We start from the raw sequence: 15,122 nt of genomic DNA, 5'->3' as shown, positions 1-15,122 counted from the left end.
TATAAATTCACTCCTTATAACTGATTTACAAGTTCTTTGAATTTATCTCCACGTTCTTCATAATTTTTAAACATTCCCCAGCTGGCACATGCCGGTGACAAGAGTACGGCATCACCGGGCCGGGCATATTTTACGCAGGTATCCACGGCCTCCTCAAATGTATCTGTGAGGATAATGTCCCGGAATCCCAGACGTTCTGCTGTCTCTTTTATCTTTTCTTTCGTTGCACCCAGCAGCACCAGTTTTTTTACTTTGCCGTCAAATGCCTGAATCCACTCGTCGTAGGAAGATTCTTTGTCGTAGCCGCCCCCGATCAGTAAAGTAGGACGCTTCATTGCCTGAATTCCTTTGATTGCCGCATCCGGATTGGTTCCCTTGGAGTCATTGTAGTATGCTACTCCGTCTTTCTCCGCCACGAACTCGATCCGGTGTTCTACACCCTGAAATTCTTTCACAGTCCTTTGTATGATCTCCATCGGCACTCCGTATGCAGCAGCCATACCTGCCGCCGCCATCACATTTTCATGATTGTGCGTACCCAAAAGCTTCAGTTCATCTATATGGCAGACCTTAACCGGTGTCTCATCCATCCTGCAGATGATATTGCCGTCTTCCATATATATGCCTTTCTCTAGTTTACGCTGGCTGCTGAAATATAGAACCTTTGCGTTTACTTTTTCAGCAAATCCTCTTGTCATCTCATCTTCGTAATTCAGGACACAGGTATCCTCTTCTGTCTGATTCTCAGCGATATTTAACTTTGCATCGATGTAAGCCTCCATCGTATGATGCCGGTTGAGATGATCCGGTGAAACATTAAGAATCGCGCTTACTTTCGGGCGGAACGTATGTATACTCTCCAGCTGAAAGCTGCTCATCTCTGCCACAATCACGGAATCGTCCCTGGTGGCCAGGGCAATACTTGTATAGGGGTTTCCTATGTTCCCCACCACAAAAGTGCTCTCCCGGTAATTTTTCATAATCTCTCCAAGGAGGGCTGTAGTCGTTGTCTTTCCATTGGTCCCCGTAATCGCAAGCACATCGCCTTTTCCAGTTACATAGGCCAGCTCTATCTCACCCCATACCGGAATATTCTTTTCCCGCATCCGATTCACAATGGGCAGGTCCGTGGGCACGCCCGGGCTCATCACGGTGAGATCCAGAGTATCCAAAACCTGGTCAGGAAGTTCGCCGAGTATAATGTTAAAGCTGCCTTTGATTCCATCCAGAATCTCTTCCTCTATCCGCTCAGCGTCCAGAGACGTATTGCCATCATAAAGTATAACACCGGCTCCCTTTTCCAGCAAAAGACGGCTTGCAGCCACCCCGCTGATTCCAGAGCCGAATACCAGTACATTTTTATCTTTCAAATCCATTACTTATACCCCCATTAGCGCTATCAGACAGAGAATCGCCGTCACTATGGAGAATACGGCAACCACCCTCGTCTCAGACCATCCACACAGTTCAAAGTGATGATGGATAGGCGCCATTTTAAAGAATCTTTTTCCACCTGTTTTCTTAAAATAAGTGACCTGGATCATGACAGAAGCCACTTCCACAAGATAGACCAGACCTACAATGATTACAAACAGTGGCATCTGCATCATATAAGCCGTTCCAATGACAAAGCCTCCCAATGCCAAGGATCCTGTGTCTCCCATAAACACACTGGCCGGATACACATTAAATAGAAGGAATCCAAGCAGCGCTCCGACTACTGCACAGGTAATCGGCTCAACTCCGCTCTTCGTTCCGATTGCCACTACGGTGAAAAATGTTGCAACCAATACCGTCACACTGGACGCCAGACCGTCCAGACCGTCTGTAAAATTGGTGCCGTTCACGGTTCCGATCACAGCGATAAACATAAGCGGAATTGCCAACCAGCCCAGATCCCAGTACTTACCGCCTGAAAACGGAAGCAGCAGAGTCAGCGGTATCTTTGCGACCTTTATAATATAGTAGGCAAAGATTGCAGTGACTACGATCTGGAGCGCCATCTTCTGTTTTGGATACAGCCCGTCAGACCGTTTCATCACTACCTTCAGATAGTCATCTAAAAATCCGATCAGCCCAAATCCTATCGTTAAAAACAGGATCGGAATAATATTCGGATAATCCTTTACATAAAACAGGGAAGTGATGATCACACTGCCAAGAATAATGACGCCGCCCATCGTCGGGGTCCCTGATTTTTTCAAATGGGACTGTACGCCGTCCGTTCTCTCGGTCTGTCCCATCTTCAGTTTTCTAAGAAACGGTATTACCACTGGTCCCATCAGTAAACTCAATACAAATGAAATCAATACCGGAATCACTAAATGATAACTCATACACACACCTCTTCATCTCTTTTGTTAGCGGAAATCTGCTCCATATCTTGCCATTTCATGCTCTCCCGTCCAATAGCAGAACACCTCATTCAGTATACCTCATTAACTGCTGTTTTTCAACCACAACTCTCTCCTCTGTCCGGATATCAGGCCCGCAGCTTAAGTTTAATCTGCCATGTCTTCTTCCCCTGAACTTTCCTCTTTCGTTTCATCCTGTGGGGTCTCCATTTTATCTATTCCCAGGTAAGGAAGAACATTGTCATATATGCTGCGCACTACCGGTGCGGCAATTGTCCCCCCATAGTACACACCCTGTGGATTGTTGATCAGTACCATACAAAGCACCTGCGGATTTTCTGCCGGTGCAAATCCCAGAAATGATGAAATGTATTTATTAGCACTTCTGGGCAGTGTCTGTGATGTTGCGGTTTTTCCGCCTATTGTATATCCTTCAATATAAGCATTTTTCCCCGAACCTTCCGACACAACGCTTTCCAGAAGCATTCTCATGGTTGCTGAGGTCTCCTCAGACACGATCCCCTTCTTTTCTTTATACTTTAATGTTTCAATCTCGTTTCCGTCCTTATCCAGTACTGCCATCCCCAGATGTGGAGTTACCCGCCGTCCACCATTTACCAGTGAACTGACCGTAGTTGCCAGCTGTATCGGGGTGACCTGGAATGACTGTCCGAATGAGATTGTAGCCAGCTCTACGGTGCCGATATCCTCCTTTTTATGCATGATAGTTCCCGCTTCTCCGGGCAGGTCGACATTTGTCAGGCTAAGCAGACCAAACTGTTTAAAGTAATCATAAAATTTGTCAGGGCCCAGCCTGAGCCCGATATCAATAAATACAGGGTTGCATGAATTCTGGATCCCCTGTACAAAAGTCTCGGATCCATGGCCACCCACCTTATGACAGCGGATTTTACGGTCTTCCACAACTCTGTATCCAGGGCATGAAAAGGTATCATTCAGGCTGACAACACCTTCCTCAAGGCATGCTGAGGCCGTTATAATCTTAAATACAGATCCTGGTTCATATGTGTCATTGATGCATCCGTTTCTCCACATCCGGTTCAGCTGTTCCTGTTTCTCTTCGTCCGTCAACGTGTCCATATCTGTTTCTGTATTTAGTATATACGGCTCGTTCAGATTAAATTCCGGAACATTGACCATTGCCAGTATTTCTCCATTTTGGGGATTCATCATCAGGACAGATACGCTGTCTGCCTGCTTTTCTTCCATCACCTTCAGAGCTGCCTGCTCACAGTATGACTGAATATTGTAATCCAGGCTTATCTGCAGCGTATTGCCGGCCACAGGTTCAATCCTGTCCTCCGCGATTCCTTCCAGCTCAATTCCTCTCGCATCCGTCACGGTCAGAATCGTCCCGTTAATTCCTTTCAGATGTTCTTCATATTTTACTTCCAGACCGATGATTCCCTGATTATCCCCGCCCGTAAATCCAAGTACCTTTGATGCAATCTGATCATAAGGATAATAACGTTTAAAATCCTCATCCACCTTCACTCCGGCCAGATTGTAATTGCGGATTCGGTCCCCTACTTCTTTTGCTACATTTGTCTTTACTTTTTCCATAGAAGACACTTTTTCTACACGTTTTCGCACAGTCTCTTCATCCAGTTCCAGCTCTTTCATCAACGTCTGGATCACAAGCTCCGGATCTTTAATCTGATTGTGTATCACGGAAATCGTGCAGACTGTCTTATTCGTTGCAAGCACTGTCCCATTCCTGTCCACAATTTCCCCTCTGGCCGCTTTTATCTCCCTCTCCCGCTCATGAAGAGATTCTGCTTTTTTCTGGTAATATTCGGCATCGAACACCATCAGGTATACAAGGCGGCCGATCAGTGCCAGCAGAATGACGGATGCGCAACAGAATACGACGAGTATCTTCCTTTTATTATATGTTTTGTTCTTCATAAATAAATAACCTTACAAAAGATATTTTTATAACATATTACATCTTTTGTAAGGTTATGCGTATTCTATTCTGTTGGCTGCCCTGCCGCCCAATCATCCAGATCCGGATTATAGTTTTCATCTATATAAGATCCGTCTGTATTATCATAGGTATCTTCATAGGAAGAATCAAAATTTTCGAAATCCGTCTGCTGCGGCTCTGTACCGTTCTGAACAGTTCCTTCTGTAGCTGCTGTATAGCCTTCCATTGTTGTAATATTCAAATATGGAAAAGCCTGTGCCATGATTTTATTTGAAAGTTCCAAAACGTAGCTGCTGGTTGACTGATCCGGCACATTAGGCTCGTCAATCACCACATACACGACTACTTCCGGATTCTCCTGAGGCGCATATCCTATGAAGGAGAGCAGATATTTTCCTTCATCACGAGGAAGTTTTTCAGCCGTACCGGTCTTTCCTCCAATATCATATCCTTCCACTGCCGCTCCCTGCCCCGTTCCTGAGGTCATAACGGCCTTCATATACTGTTTGACAGTTGTTGATGTTTCAGAAGATACTGTCTTGCGGAGAAGTACCGGATCTTTCGTCTCAATAACTTTTCCGCTTTCATCCTGTATCTGCCTTACCACATGAGGCTCATAATAATATCCGCCGTTTACCAGAGAGGAAAACGCGGCCGCCAACTGCGTCATTGTCACATTAAATCCCTGTCCGAATGAGTTTGTCGCAAGGTCTGTGATCCCCATTGTCTCTTCCGTATATACAAGTGGTGAAGTAGAAGCCTCGCCGGGAAGGTCAATCCCCGTATACTCACCAAATCCAAAAATATGCTGATACCTGGTAAAATCCTTCACTCCGATGGACTCAGCCATCTCCATCAGTGCTACATTACAGGAGTTTGCTACTGCCTGTTCCACGGTTTCTGTTCCATGACCCGTCCGGAGGTGACAGTGGATATCATAATCTCCCACATGCAGATAACCTCCGCAGACGTAAGTTTCGTCTCCTTTTAATGCTCCTGTTTCCAACCCTGCCGCTACTGTGAACGGCTTTGCCGTGGACCCCGGTTCAAACGCATCACTGACGCAGAAATTCCTCCACAGTGCATTCATCGCTTCGAGCTGCTCATCGTCCGACATTTCCTTCAGTTGTTCCTCAGAATATATACCCGATAATTCCCTTGGATTATTCAGGTCAAAATTCGGATAAGACGCCTCGGCCAGAATCTCGCCTGTATTTGGGTTCATGATAATGACTGCTGTATTTTTACTTCCAGGTTCACCGGCCCTCTCCTGTCCGGCATGTGCGTCATTGAACTCTTTGATGCACTGTTCCACTATACTCTGCAGGGTGACATCTATGGTGGATACCACCGTGCTGCCGTTCTTAGCCGCCTTCACCGTTCGTTCTACGGTAGATTTGCTGTCAAAATAACCATATTCACGGCCATCGGTTCCATTCAGTATTGCATTATATGCACTCTCAATCCCGATCGCGCCCTGATTACCGGATACTGTAAAACCAACTACATCACTGGCCAGCGAATTATATGGATATGACCTGTGGTAATCGTCTTCCAGCCAGATCCCCTTGACATTCGGATATTTTTTTGTATCTTCCTCGATCGCCTGGAATTCTTTTGCCTTTTCGTAGGATACTCCCTTTGTCAGTATTTCATACCTGCTTTCCGGTTTTTCCTTTATCAGAGTACGTATATCGGATTCCTTGATGCCGAAACAGTCTTCCAGCACTTTAATGGTGGGTTCTATGTAATCATCGTCTGATATCATCACATTCACATCCAGTATAACGTTGTATACTCTTTCACTTGTGGCTATTTTAGTGCCATTGCGGTCCACGATATCTCCGCGCTTATAAGGGATCACCCTGCTGTCATATTCCTGCTGGTCAAGTACGATCTTTGTGTACTTATTTCCCTTTGAAGCATTAATATAAGTAATTCTTCCTACAAGAACAATAAAAGCCAGTATGATTGCCATAAACAGCATTACCAGCTTTTTTTGCATCCTCTTCGGAAATTTTTTAGTTAAAAATTGAAATCTGTTTTTTCTTTTACGTTTTGCCATATTTGTTGTCCTTAATCTGATACATCTCTGGACTTCGCCAGAACGCCGTCAGATGGTATGTCATTGTACTGCTTTACATAATCACTTGTAGGGCTTTCATACTCCACTACATTACCCTGAGCCGCATACACCATTCCCATCTCATTCATGGCTTTGCTGCGTATCTCTTCCAGATTCACTAAGTCAGTTGCTGCATTATACGCTGTATCATTTTCTTCTGTCAGATCTGCAAGGTCTTCCTGCAGCGCTGAAATGTTTTCTGACCTGCTTACAATGTCTGACTGCAGTTTCAGATATGCAACACATATTAAAACTGCACAGACTGCTGCTGCTACCAGAAATACCGCATAAGCGGGGCTCATATTCATGGCCCTTTTCCGGTTTTTGCGTACCTGGCGGCTTGTCCTTTCCGGACGCTGCGGCCGCTCCTGGGGCACTCTCTTTGGCAGAACTTCCGGCTGGCGTACTGTATTACCATAAACATATGCCTGTCTACGGCTGCTATTCATGCTGTCTGATCTTCTGTATGCGGTAGCTTGTCTTCTTGCAGCCATTTTGTCTGCCCCTTTCCTGATACTGTTCCGTCAGGCTCTCCCCTTCCTGACGGAGCTCTATTTGCTATACTCCTAAAAAATTCGGCCTCCTCATATTCGGAAGCGTCCTCCTCATCAGGCTCCCTACTTCCCGATGGGATAAATACTGCTTAACACCGTTCAAAAATCCTTAACTTAGCACTCTTGGAACGGCTGTTTTCTTCCAGTTCTTCCTCACTCGGCAGAATTGGTTTTCTTGTGATTACTTTTCCTTTTGATACATTTCCACAGACACATACCGGGAAATGACTCGGACAGGTACATGGATTCTCATTCTTTCTGAATGCGCTCTTGACAATCCGGTCTTCCAGTGAATGAAAGGTTATAATACAGATCCTTCCGCCCGGCTTAAGCAGCTCAATCATGTCGTCCAATGTCTCCCTCAGAACGTCCAGTTCACGGTTCAGTTCGATCCGGATTGCCTGATACGTTCTCTTGGACGGATGTCCCGAAGTCTTCTGAATCTTCATCGGGATCGCCTTCCTGATAATCTCATTCAGCTGTCCTGTTGTTTCGATCGGGCCCTTTCCGCGTGCAATTACGATATGCTTTGCAATGTTTTTTGCAAACCTGTCTTCCCCGTAATCCCGAATCACGCGATAAAGGTCCGATTCGCTGTAGTCATTGACAATATCCTTTGCTGTCATCATCTGCCTCTGATCCATCCTCATGTCCAAAGGTGCATCCGTACGATAGGAAAATCCACGTTCTGCCGTATCCAATTGATAAGATGATACGCCCAGATCCAGGACAATTCCATCGACTTTGTCAATTCCTATCTCGTGGAGCCTCGGCTTCATATCACAATAATTGCTCCTGATTATTGTAACTCTCTCCCCGAAGTCGAGTAATCGGGCGCTGGCCGCTTCAATCGCCGCCGCGTCCTGGTCTATTCCTATAAAACTCCCCTTGCTGCTTAATTTGCTGCACACTTCGAAAGCATGTCCGCCTCCGCCGAGTGTAGCGTCAACGTAAATCCCGTCCGGCTTTACCGCCAGACCGTCTACAGTTTCTTCAAGTAAAACTGATGTGTGCCTGAATGCCATAAATTCCTCCATTTGTTATCAAAGCCGCCATCACTTTTAGATTCTGATCCCGATTGCTTCCATTCTTTCTGCAATCGCATCCAGATCTTCTTCGCTGACCATGCTCCGTTCTTCCCAAAGTGCCTTATCCCAGATTTCAACGCGGTCCTGAACTCCCACGAGGACAACATCTTTTTCCAGACCGGCTGCTTTTCTGAGTGTGGGCGGTACAAGTACTCTCCCCTGCTTATCAAAGCTGCCTTCTGATGCACTTCCGAAGAAATAACGCTTGAATACTCTGGCATCTTTATTCATGCGTGGTAAGGTTTCCAGTTCGGCAACAAAATTGTTCCATTCGTCCATGGAGTAGACAAAAAGACAGCCCTCCAAGCCATTACAAATTACAAAACTATCTCCCAAATCGTCTCGTAATCTGGCTGGGATGATTAGTCGGCCTTTTTCATCAATTGTATGATTAAACTCTCCTAATAACATCCGGAACCCCTTCTGCTAAGTGGGCCTCCACATTCCTCCCCACTTTGTGCCACTCTCTACCACTTCCTACCACTTGTCACCATTGTAAACCACAAATCCCCCATTTTCAAGTCCTTTTTTCAAAAAATTTCTTGGGAGGGGAAGTGGAGAGGAGGGAGTCCGCCGTGAAAAGCGGGCCTGTGGGGGCTTGGGGCGGTATGCGGGGGTAAGCCGGACTAAAAGAAAAAAGACGGAAAACTCCCGCAAAGACGCCCCCAGCCCCCACAGGCCCGCTTTTCACGGCTGCGTTCATCCGCTGACTTTCGCTGCCGCTTCCCCTTTGGGGAAATTGGCGGTTATGGCTGGGGGACGGGGATGGGACGCTTGCGCTTGGGGGACGGGGTTATATATTATTGAGGAATGGGATGGGGTGGAGGAATTTTGGGTGATGTGGGAGTAGGTGGAGGATATGTGATGAAGCAACTTTGTGTGTAATGTTTGAGGTGGTGGGAGTCAGTGGGGAAAATATATTTGAGTGGAGGCAAGTGGGAGATTTTTTCAAAATGTGGGGCTAGGTGGGGGAAATTTATCAGTGTGGAGCCAAGTGGGGGGATTTTTCAAAATGTGAAGCTCGGTGGGGAGAAATTATACCAGTGGAGCCAAGTGGGGAGATTTTTCAAAATATGGGACTCAGTGGAAAGAAATTATACCATTGGAGACCATTGAGGAATATTTTTTAATTATGAAGCTAATCAGGAAAATTTATCTTTATAGAAACAAGTCGGTGAATTCATAATCAATATAAATAGCCCAAGTAAAAAAGTACCCATCTCTTCACCATCCACAAAATCCCGTCCTCTTTTGCCTCCACCCCCGACGTCCAGTTAAGTAATCCCCCAGCGAGCATATCCGCCATGATGCACCCAGCCTGAGCGGCAAGGTGTGTATGCCTTCCGCAGGGGCTGTATATGGACCCGGGATTTGCTTAAATGAAAAAAGACGAAAAAGCAGGGTCAAAACCGTGATCCCGAATCACGGTTTTGCCTCGGCCGGACGTGCGAAATTCATCAGAATTTCGGACATCCTGCCGAGGTTGCCCTGCTTTTTCGTCTTTTTCATTTTAGCAAATCCCGGGTTCATATACCGCCCCTGCAGAAGGCATACACACCTTGCCGCTCAGGCGTCCCCCCAACTATTCACTCAACTGACTCATATAATTATTGATGGCATCGTAGTTTACCTGAGCCACGGGTCTTTCTTTTCCCGATTCATGTGTCTGGTATGCGGAAAATCCCAGCCATCCGACTAACGCCACTACTGCTAAGCTGAGCACTGTTTTGCGCACAACATTCATAATCCGCTGCTTTTTTACAATTTTCTTCCTGTTGGCTTTTTCTTTTTTGTATTTATCAACTTTTTCCTGGCTCATCTTCAAACTCCTTCGTGCTTCTATTTGGAGAACCTTATCCGTTCTCACTGCCTATACAGCATTTTATCACAAACTTTTCTATATCACAACTATTATTCCGCCGTCGCTGGCATACATTGTACTGATTCCCGCTGTATCTATAATGAAGCTGGATCTGACATTGATCTTCTCTAAAAGCATCCGCTGTACCTCCAGCGCTCTCTCTTCACAGTTACAGTGGGAAATTGCCAGAATCTTCTCCTTTGGATTCTCCAGATCTTCTATTATATGGTCTGCCATTTTTGCCAGAGCTCTTTTCATTCCTCTTGCCTGGCCCAGCTGGCAGATGATGCCCTCAGGCTTTGCGCCCATGACCGGCTTGATGTTTAACGCACTTGCCACAATGGCTTTGATACCAGTCAGCCTCCCGTTCTTTCTGAGTGTATCCAGATTCTCAAGTACAAAATAAGTATTCTGTCCGGCGATATACTGTTCTACAGTGTCAATGACTTCCTGGAAAGACATGCCACTGTCCTCGCACTCCTGTATCTTCATTGCGATCAGTGTCTCCCCCACGGAAGCGGAACGGGAATTAAAAATATAGATATCTTTCTCTCCATACTCTTCTTTGTACAGTTTTTTCCCAAGTTCTGCACTGTTATAGGAACCGCTCAGTTCTGCGGACAGTGTCACTGCGTAAACCCGCTCAGCCTCACAGTGATAGCTCTCCATGTACTCTTCCGGTGACGGACATGATGACTTGGGACATTCGGGGCTTGCGGCCACACGTCTCAAAAAATCGGCCTGATCAAATGTATCATCGTCTATTATACGGACTCCGCCCACCTCCATACTCAGGGAAGCCGTTTCAAAAAGTCCGCTTTTCTTCATATCTTCTGTCAGTTCGCCGCAGCTGTCAACAATTACTTTATAGCTCATATTATATCCTCCCACACTACAAATAGTGCATTTCGCTTCTATTATAAGTAGTTTTAAATACTACATACTAATATAGCACACTTTATATCGTATGAAAAGACATTTTTTGAATTACCCATCGCTCAGTTTGATTTTTCTTGATATTCCCAGTGCAATCCCCATCTCCGACATTAAAAACAGTATGGATGTCCCCCCATAGCTTATAAAAGGAAGCGTAATTCCCGTTGTAGGGATCAGGTTTGTCACAACGGCAATATTCAAAATCACCTGAAGTGCAATATGGGCAAAAATCCCTGTGGCAATCAGTGAGCCGTACAGATCGGGTGCATTTCTGGCTATAAACATCAGCCTGTAAAGCAAAAGGCCAAACAATACCAGAATCACAATTGCACCGAAAACTCCCAATTCCTCGCACACGATAGAAAGGATCATATCGTTCTGCACTTCCGGAATTACGCCCAGCTTTTGTGTACTGTTTCCGAGACCTTTTCCGAAAAATCCACCGGAGCCGATTGCATATAATCCCTGCATTACCTGGAATCCGCCTTTGTCCGCGTGGTTTTCCGGATCGAGCCATGTGATGATCCTGCGCAGACGGAAATTTTCACTCGTTGTTATAGTTGCCGCCATGATAGATATGCCGACGACCGCGACTACGGCAAATGCACCGACCACTGCAATAAACGGCTTGGTCTTAGGATGTACAACGAAAATAAGAATACAGGTGATCGCCATGACAATAATCGCCGTACTCAGATTATCTGTCAGGAACATGACTCCCCCGGCGGCGATCACGCCAAACGCCATGATTCTGACAATGCCTTCTCTTGTATTGATCTTCTTTCCCATCCTGCACAGTTCATAGGATATAAACAAAATTACTGCTATCTTGGTTATCTCAGAGGGCTGCAGCGTCATATTGCCCGGCAGCTGGATCCATCTTCTTGCCCCATAGATTTCTATTCCCAGCGGTGTCTGCACCAGAGCCATCATAACCATAGCAAATATGTAGAGTTCAAATGCAAACGCTCCATATATATGGTAGTCAATCCTGGATACAACAAACATGGCAGCAAAACTTAAAACACTTATAATTGCCTGTTTGGAAAAATAATACATATCATTGTCAAAGTCCGACTGCGCACTGTAGGCGCTGGTGCTGTACAGCATCACAAGCCCGAAGCACATCAGAAAAATAATCACCAGCAGCAGATTATAATCAAAATACTGGGTATCTTTTTTTACACGCTGTTTTTTTCTAACCGGTTCCGCCGTGGAAGGCGGAGGCGGCTGAACGTTTCTAATCGGCCGTGTATCATCCGGTCTCTTTGTCCGAATGTCCGCACTGCGGCCCGACCGGCGGGTGCTGCTGCTCTGCTGGTTTGCACGCTTCTGCCCATTATTTCGAATCGGCTGCACTGTCCTGCTTCTCATTATATCTCCCCTGTTCCTGAATTCTTACTGAAAAATCCTGTCTGCTTATATCTTCCACTCCCGCCCCTGCACGGGCATCATACATGAAGCAGATCCATTAAAATAGAGTTTCGCTTGCGAAACTCGCGCCTGCGGCGGTCGCATCGCGACATCTGCCTCTTACGCCGCAGTGCGCATCCCGCCGGGAGGGCTTTTTATTTTATAGGACGCATTTTCCTATGAAATAAAATAACCGGCCGGCACCATCAGCTCCGGCCAGCTGTTTTCTCCTATCTACCGTTCATAGCCGGATGAACCGGTTTGCCATGCTCAAAAAACCTGTCATACCATACAAGGAAAATATAGACTGTCCAGATCTTACGGCTATTGTCAGTTTTCTCGTTTATATTCTTACCATCCTTATGCTCATCCAGCATTTTGACGAGCATATCCGTATGAAAGAACTTTTTGGCCGCCTCAGATGTAAACATCTGCTTTACAATATTATAATACTTTTCCTCCCTCAGCCATACTCTGATCGGAATCGGGAATCCCAGTTTTTTCTTTTCTGCAGTTTTGCTCCGGATCACTTTATCTGCTGCTGCCCTCAGTGCCACCTTCGTTCTAGGTGCGCGCACCTTATAATCCAGCGGCAGGGTCTCGGCCAGTTCCAGTACCTCTCTGTCCAGAAACGGCACCCGGACTTCCAGAGAGTTAGCCATTCCCATCTTATCCCCCTTCATCAGGATATCATGAACCAGCCACAGATGCAGGTCTACGTACTGCATCTTCGTAACCGGATCCTTCCCCTTTACCCGCTCATATAGTGGACGGGTCACTTTTTGAATTCCGGGCTCGCTTCCTTTTTTCAGCAGACGGCTGGCTTCTCTCTCTGTAAATATATTCGTGGCATTTGCAAAATACCGTTCCTCCAGAGTCTTTCCATGGCGCATCAGAAATCCTCTTCCCTTCACGCCCCTTGGCAGACAGCGTTCTGCAAACTTGCCAAGCGCTCTTCTGATGCACATTGGAATCTTATTAAATGCCGTATGTTCCAACGGTTCACAGTATATATTATAGCCCCCGAAAAGCTCATCTGAGCCTTCCCCGGAAAGCACGACCTTCACCTTCTTTGAAGCCTCCTCGCTCAGAAAATAAAGAGCAATCGCCGCGGGATCGGCCACCGGTTCGTCCATATAATACTGGATATCCGGCAATTTGTCCCAATACTCCTCGGGTGTAATCACCTTGGCATCATTCTGCATATTAATACTTGCCGCAAACTCTTTTGCATCCTGGATCTCGCTGTATTTTCCTTCGTCAAATCCAACAGTAAACGTATGGTCCACCTGCCCCAGGTATGTCAGATAACTGGAATCCACACCGCTTGACAGGTAGGAGGCAACCTCCACATCACTGATCTTGTGCTTCTCTACGGATTCTTTCATGACATGTTCTACATCTTCCACTATTTCCTCAAAGGACTTCTTGCAGTCTCCCGTGAAATGTGGCTCAAAATACCTGGTTATCTTCATCTCTCCGTTCTCATAAGTGAAATAATGTCCCGGCTGAAGGCAGAACACTCCCTTGAAAAATGTCTCATTCGTAGGCACGAACTGAAAAGAAAGGTAATTGCCAAGTGCTGCCTCATTAAATACTTTATCAAACTTCGGATGCTCCAGAAAAGACTTAATCTCGGAGCCAAACATTAAAGTACCGTTCATCTGTGCATAATAAAGCGGTTTAATGCCGAAAATATCTCTTGCCACAAAAAGCTTTTTCTTCTTTGTATCCCAGATTGCAAACGCATACATCCCGCGCAGCCGGTCCACAAGGCTCTCGCCCCACTCCTCATAACCGTGCAGAAGCGTCTCTGAATCCGTATTGGATACGAATATATGGCCTGCCTCCACCAGTTCTTTCCGCAGGTCCTGATAATTATATATCTCGCCGTTAAACACAAGCACCATACTCCGGTCCTCATTATAAAGAGGCTGATCTCCCACTGCCGAAAGGTCTATGATGCTCAGACGTCTGAATCCAAGTGCAGCCTCCTCATCCACATACCTGCCTTCGCTGTCCGGTCCTCGGTGTACAATCGTGTTCATCATATTGACCAGCACCTGTTCTCTATCTTCAACATCTCCTATAAATCCTGCAAATCCACACATAAAATCTATCTCCTTTTATTATGCCCTTCTGTTCTACCGCGTATCAAAGGATACTCTGTTATATAACTTGTCCTATATTATAGCTTTTTTTACATATAAAAACAACTTTTTTTGCCAAAAGCAAAAACAGCCCCGTTTTCTGCCAAAAACCGACCTTTTTCTACAAAAGAAAAGCAGTGCTTTCCTGCACTGCTTCTCAGATCGGGGTGACAGGATTCGAACCTGCGACCTCACGGCCCCCAGCCGTGCGCTCTAACCAAACTGAGCCACACCCCGTCTCACCTGTTCTATTATATAAGACTTTTGCAAAAATGTAAAGTGGAACCTTTTTAATTTTCTTCCATACTATAATATTGTAAATGTTATGGAAGGAGATATCGCAAATGGCGAATTGTCAAAACAATATGCGCTACGGCAGACAGATGAACTTTAACAACTGCCGCAGCATGCCGGCCTGCAATAATAACTGCCGACCTGCACCAGCCCCCATGCCGAGGAATGACCGCCAGTGCGGCGCTCCGGAGCCATGCGGATGCCGCACTCCAGAGCAGCATAAACCGGAACAGTGCGGATGCCGTACTCCGGAACAGCGTAAACCAGAACAGTGCGAATGCCGTACTCCGGAACAGCGTAAACCGGAACAGTGCGGATGCCGTACTCCGGAGCAGCGTAAACCGGAACAGTGCGGATGCCGTACTCCGGAACAGCGTAAACCGGAACAGTGCGGAT

13 protein-coding genes and 1 tRNA gene are annotated in these 15,122 nt (G+C 46.1%); 1 reads left to right on the top strand and 13 read right to left on the bottom strand.

Annotation, left to right across the window (positions count from 1 at the left end):
* Positions 1–14 precede the first annotated feature (14 nt).
* From murD to mraZ, 7 genes are all read right to left on the bottom strand, one after another.
* Positions 15–1,376: a UDP-N-acetylmuramoyl-L-alanine--D-glutamate ligase gene (gene murD / locus HMPREF0240_RS19280; RefSeq protein ID WP_009005093.1), complete on the bottom strand. Its 1,362-nt coding sequence runs from the start codon at positions 1,374–1,376 to the stop codon at positions 15–17.
* Positions 1,377–1,379: 3 nt separating this feature from the next.
* Complete coding sequence (gene mraY, locus HMPREF0240_RS19275) at positions 1,380–2,336, bottom strand: phospho-N-acetylmuramoyl-pentapeptide-transferase (protein WP_009005092.1); 957 nt, start codon at positions 2,334–2,336, stop codon at positions 1,380–1,382.
* A 165-nt stretch (positions 2,337–2,501) separates the two neighbouring features.
* Positions 2,502–4,283, bottom strand: coding sequence for a penicillin-binding transpeptidase domain-containing protein (locus tag HMPREF0240_RS19270; protein ID WP_035314211.1), 1,782 nt, complete (start codon positions 4,281–4,283; stop codon positions 2,502–2,504).
* A 65-nt stretch (positions 4,284–4,348) separates the two neighbouring features.
* A complete protein-coding gene (locus HMPREF0240_RS19265; RefSeq protein WP_035314209.1) occupies positions 4,349–6,370 on the bottom strand; it encodes a penicillin-binding transpeptidase domain-containing protein in 2,022 nt (673 codons plus the stop codon).
* Between the two features lie 11 nt (positions 6,371–6,381).
* Complete coding sequence (locus tag HMPREF0240_RS19260) at positions 6,382–6,924, bottom strand: hypothetical protein (protein ID WP_009005089.1); 543 nt, start codon at positions 6,922–6,924, stop codon at positions 6,382–6,384.
* A 149-nt stretch (positions 6,925–7,073) separates the two neighbouring features.
* Positions 7,074–8,009 (bottom strand): 16S rRNA (cytosine(1402)-N(4))-methyltransferase RsmH, encoded by a 936-nt coding sequence (gene rsmH, locus HMPREF0240_RS19255; RefSeq protein WP_035314207.1) that lies wholly within the window; start codon positions 8,007–8,009, stop codon positions 7,074–7,076.
* 36 nt (positions 8,010–8,045) lie between these two features.
* The gene (gene mraZ, locus HMPREF0240_RS19250; protein WP_009005087.1) at positions 8,046–8,483 is read right to left on the bottom strand and encodes a division/cell wall cluster transcriptional repressor MraZ; all 438 of its coding nucleotides are present in this window, start codon (positions 8,481–8,483) and stop codon (positions 8,046–8,048) included.
* Between the two features lie 495 nt (positions 8,484–8,978).
* On the opposite strand from mraZ, the gene HMPREF0240_RS19240 reads away from it, so the two are divergent.
* The gene (locus HMPREF0240_RS19240) at positions 8,979–9,188 is read left to right on the top strand and encodes a hypothetical protein (protein ID WP_035314203.1); all 210 of its coding nucleotides are present in this window, start codon (positions 8,979–8,981) and stop codon (positions 9,186–9,188) included.
* 466 nt (positions 9,189–9,654) lie between these two features.
* Here HMPREF0240_RS19240 and HMPREF0240_RS19235 read toward each other — a convergent pair whose 3' ends face one another.
* The 6 genes from HMPREF0240_RS19235 to HMPREF0240_RS24745 form a co-directional block, all read right to left on the bottom strand.
* Positions 9,655–9,891 (bottom strand): hypothetical protein, encoded by a 237-nt coding sequence (locus tag HMPREF0240_RS19235; RefSeq protein ID WP_009005086.1) that lies wholly within the window; start codon positions 9,889–9,891, stop codon positions 9,655–9,657.
* A gap of 78 nt (positions 9,892–9,969) precedes the next feature.
* Positions 9,970–10,809 carry a DegV family protein gene (locus HMPREF0240_RS19230; RefSeq protein ID WP_009005085.1) on the bottom strand — a complete coding sequence of 280 codons (840 nt, stop codon included), beginning with the start codon at positions 10,807–10,809 and terminating at the stop codon, positions 9,970–9,972.
* 111 nt (positions 10,810–10,920) lie between these two features.
* Positions 10,921–12,243, bottom strand: a complete 1,323-nt coding sequence (locus tag HMPREF0240_RS19225) for a putative peptidoglycan glycosyltransferase FtsW (protein WP_009005084.1) — start codon at positions 12,241–12,243, stop codon at positions 10,921–10,923.
* 269 nt (positions 12,244–12,512) lie between these two features.
* Positions 12,513–14,393 carry an asparagine synthase (glutamine-hydrolyzing) gene (gene asnB, locus HMPREF0240_RS19220; protein ID WP_009005083.1) on the bottom strand — a complete coding sequence of 627 codons (1,881 nt, stop codon included), beginning with the start codon at positions 14,391–14,393 and terminating at the stop codon, positions 12,513–12,515.
* Positions 14,394–14,594: 201 nt separating this feature from the next.
* Positions 14,595–14,669: transfer RNA gene (locus tag HMPREF0240_RS19215), tRNA-Pro, on the bottom strand.
* Positions 14,670–14,822: 153 nt separating this feature from the next.
* A partial coding sequence (locus HMPREF0240_RS24745; RefSeq protein WP_198137824.1) for a hypothetical protein occupies positions 14,823–15,122 on the bottom strand: 300 nt, incomplete at its 5' end.

The sequence above is a fragment of the Clostridium sp. D5 genome (assembly GCF_000190355.1).
Taxonomy (GTDB): domain Bacteria; phylum Bacillota; class Clostridia; order Lachnospirales; family Lachnospiraceae; genus Faecalicatena; species Faecalicatena fissicatena_A.
Note: the sequence above shows the minus strand (reverse complement) of the source record. Positions and strands in the feature narration are given on the sequence as shown.

What these genes read in the sequence shown, in the direction of transcription:
- HMPREF0240_RS19260 (WP_009005089.1), bottom strand. Translation starts at nt 6,924, where the DNA reads ATGGCTGCAAGAAGACAAGCTACCGCATACAGAAGATCAGACAGCATG.
- murD (WP_009005093.1), bottom strand. Translation starts at nt 1,376, where the DNA reads ATGGATTTGAAAGATAAAAATGTACTGGTATTCGGCTCTGGAATCAGC.
- HMPREF0240_RS19270 (WP_035314211.1), bottom strand. Translation starts at nt 4,283, where the DNA reads ATGAAGAACAAAACATATAATAAAAGGAAGATACTCGTCGTATTCTGT.
- mraY (WP_009005092.1), bottom strand. Translation starts at nt 2,336, where the DNA reads ATGAGTTATCATTTAGTGATTCCGGTATTGATTTCATTTGTATTGAGT.
- rsmH (WP_035314207.1), bottom strand. Translation starts at nt 8,009, where the DNA reads ATGGCATTCAGGCACACATCAGTTTTACTTGAAGAAACTGTAGACGGT.
- HMPREF0240_RS19230 (WP_009005085.1), bottom strand. Translation starts at nt 10,809, where the DNA reads ATGAGCTATAAAGTAATTGTTGACAGCTGCGGCGAACTGACAGAAGAT.
- HMPREF0240_RS19225 (WP_009005084.1), bottom strand. Translation starts at nt 12,243, where the DNA reads ATGAGAAGCAGGACAGTGCAGCCGATTCGAAATAATGGGCAGAAGCGT.
- mraZ (WP_009005087.1), bottom strand. Translation starts at nt 8,483, where the DNA reads ATGTTATTAGGAGAGTTTAATCATACAATTGATGAAAAAGGCCGACTA.
- HMPREF0240_RS19235 (WP_009005086.1), bottom strand. Translation starts at nt 9,891, where the DNA reads ATGAGCCAGGAAAAAGTTGATAAATACAAAAAAGAAAAAGCCAACAGG.
- asnB (WP_009005083.1), bottom strand. Translation starts at nt 14,393, where the DNA reads ATGTGTGGATTTGCAGGATTTATAGGAGATGTTGAAGATAGAGAACAG.
- HMPREF0240_RS19265 (WP_035314209.1), bottom strand. Translation starts at nt 6,370, where the DNA reads ATGGCAAAACGTAAAAGAAAAAACAGATTTCAATTTTTAACTAAAAAA.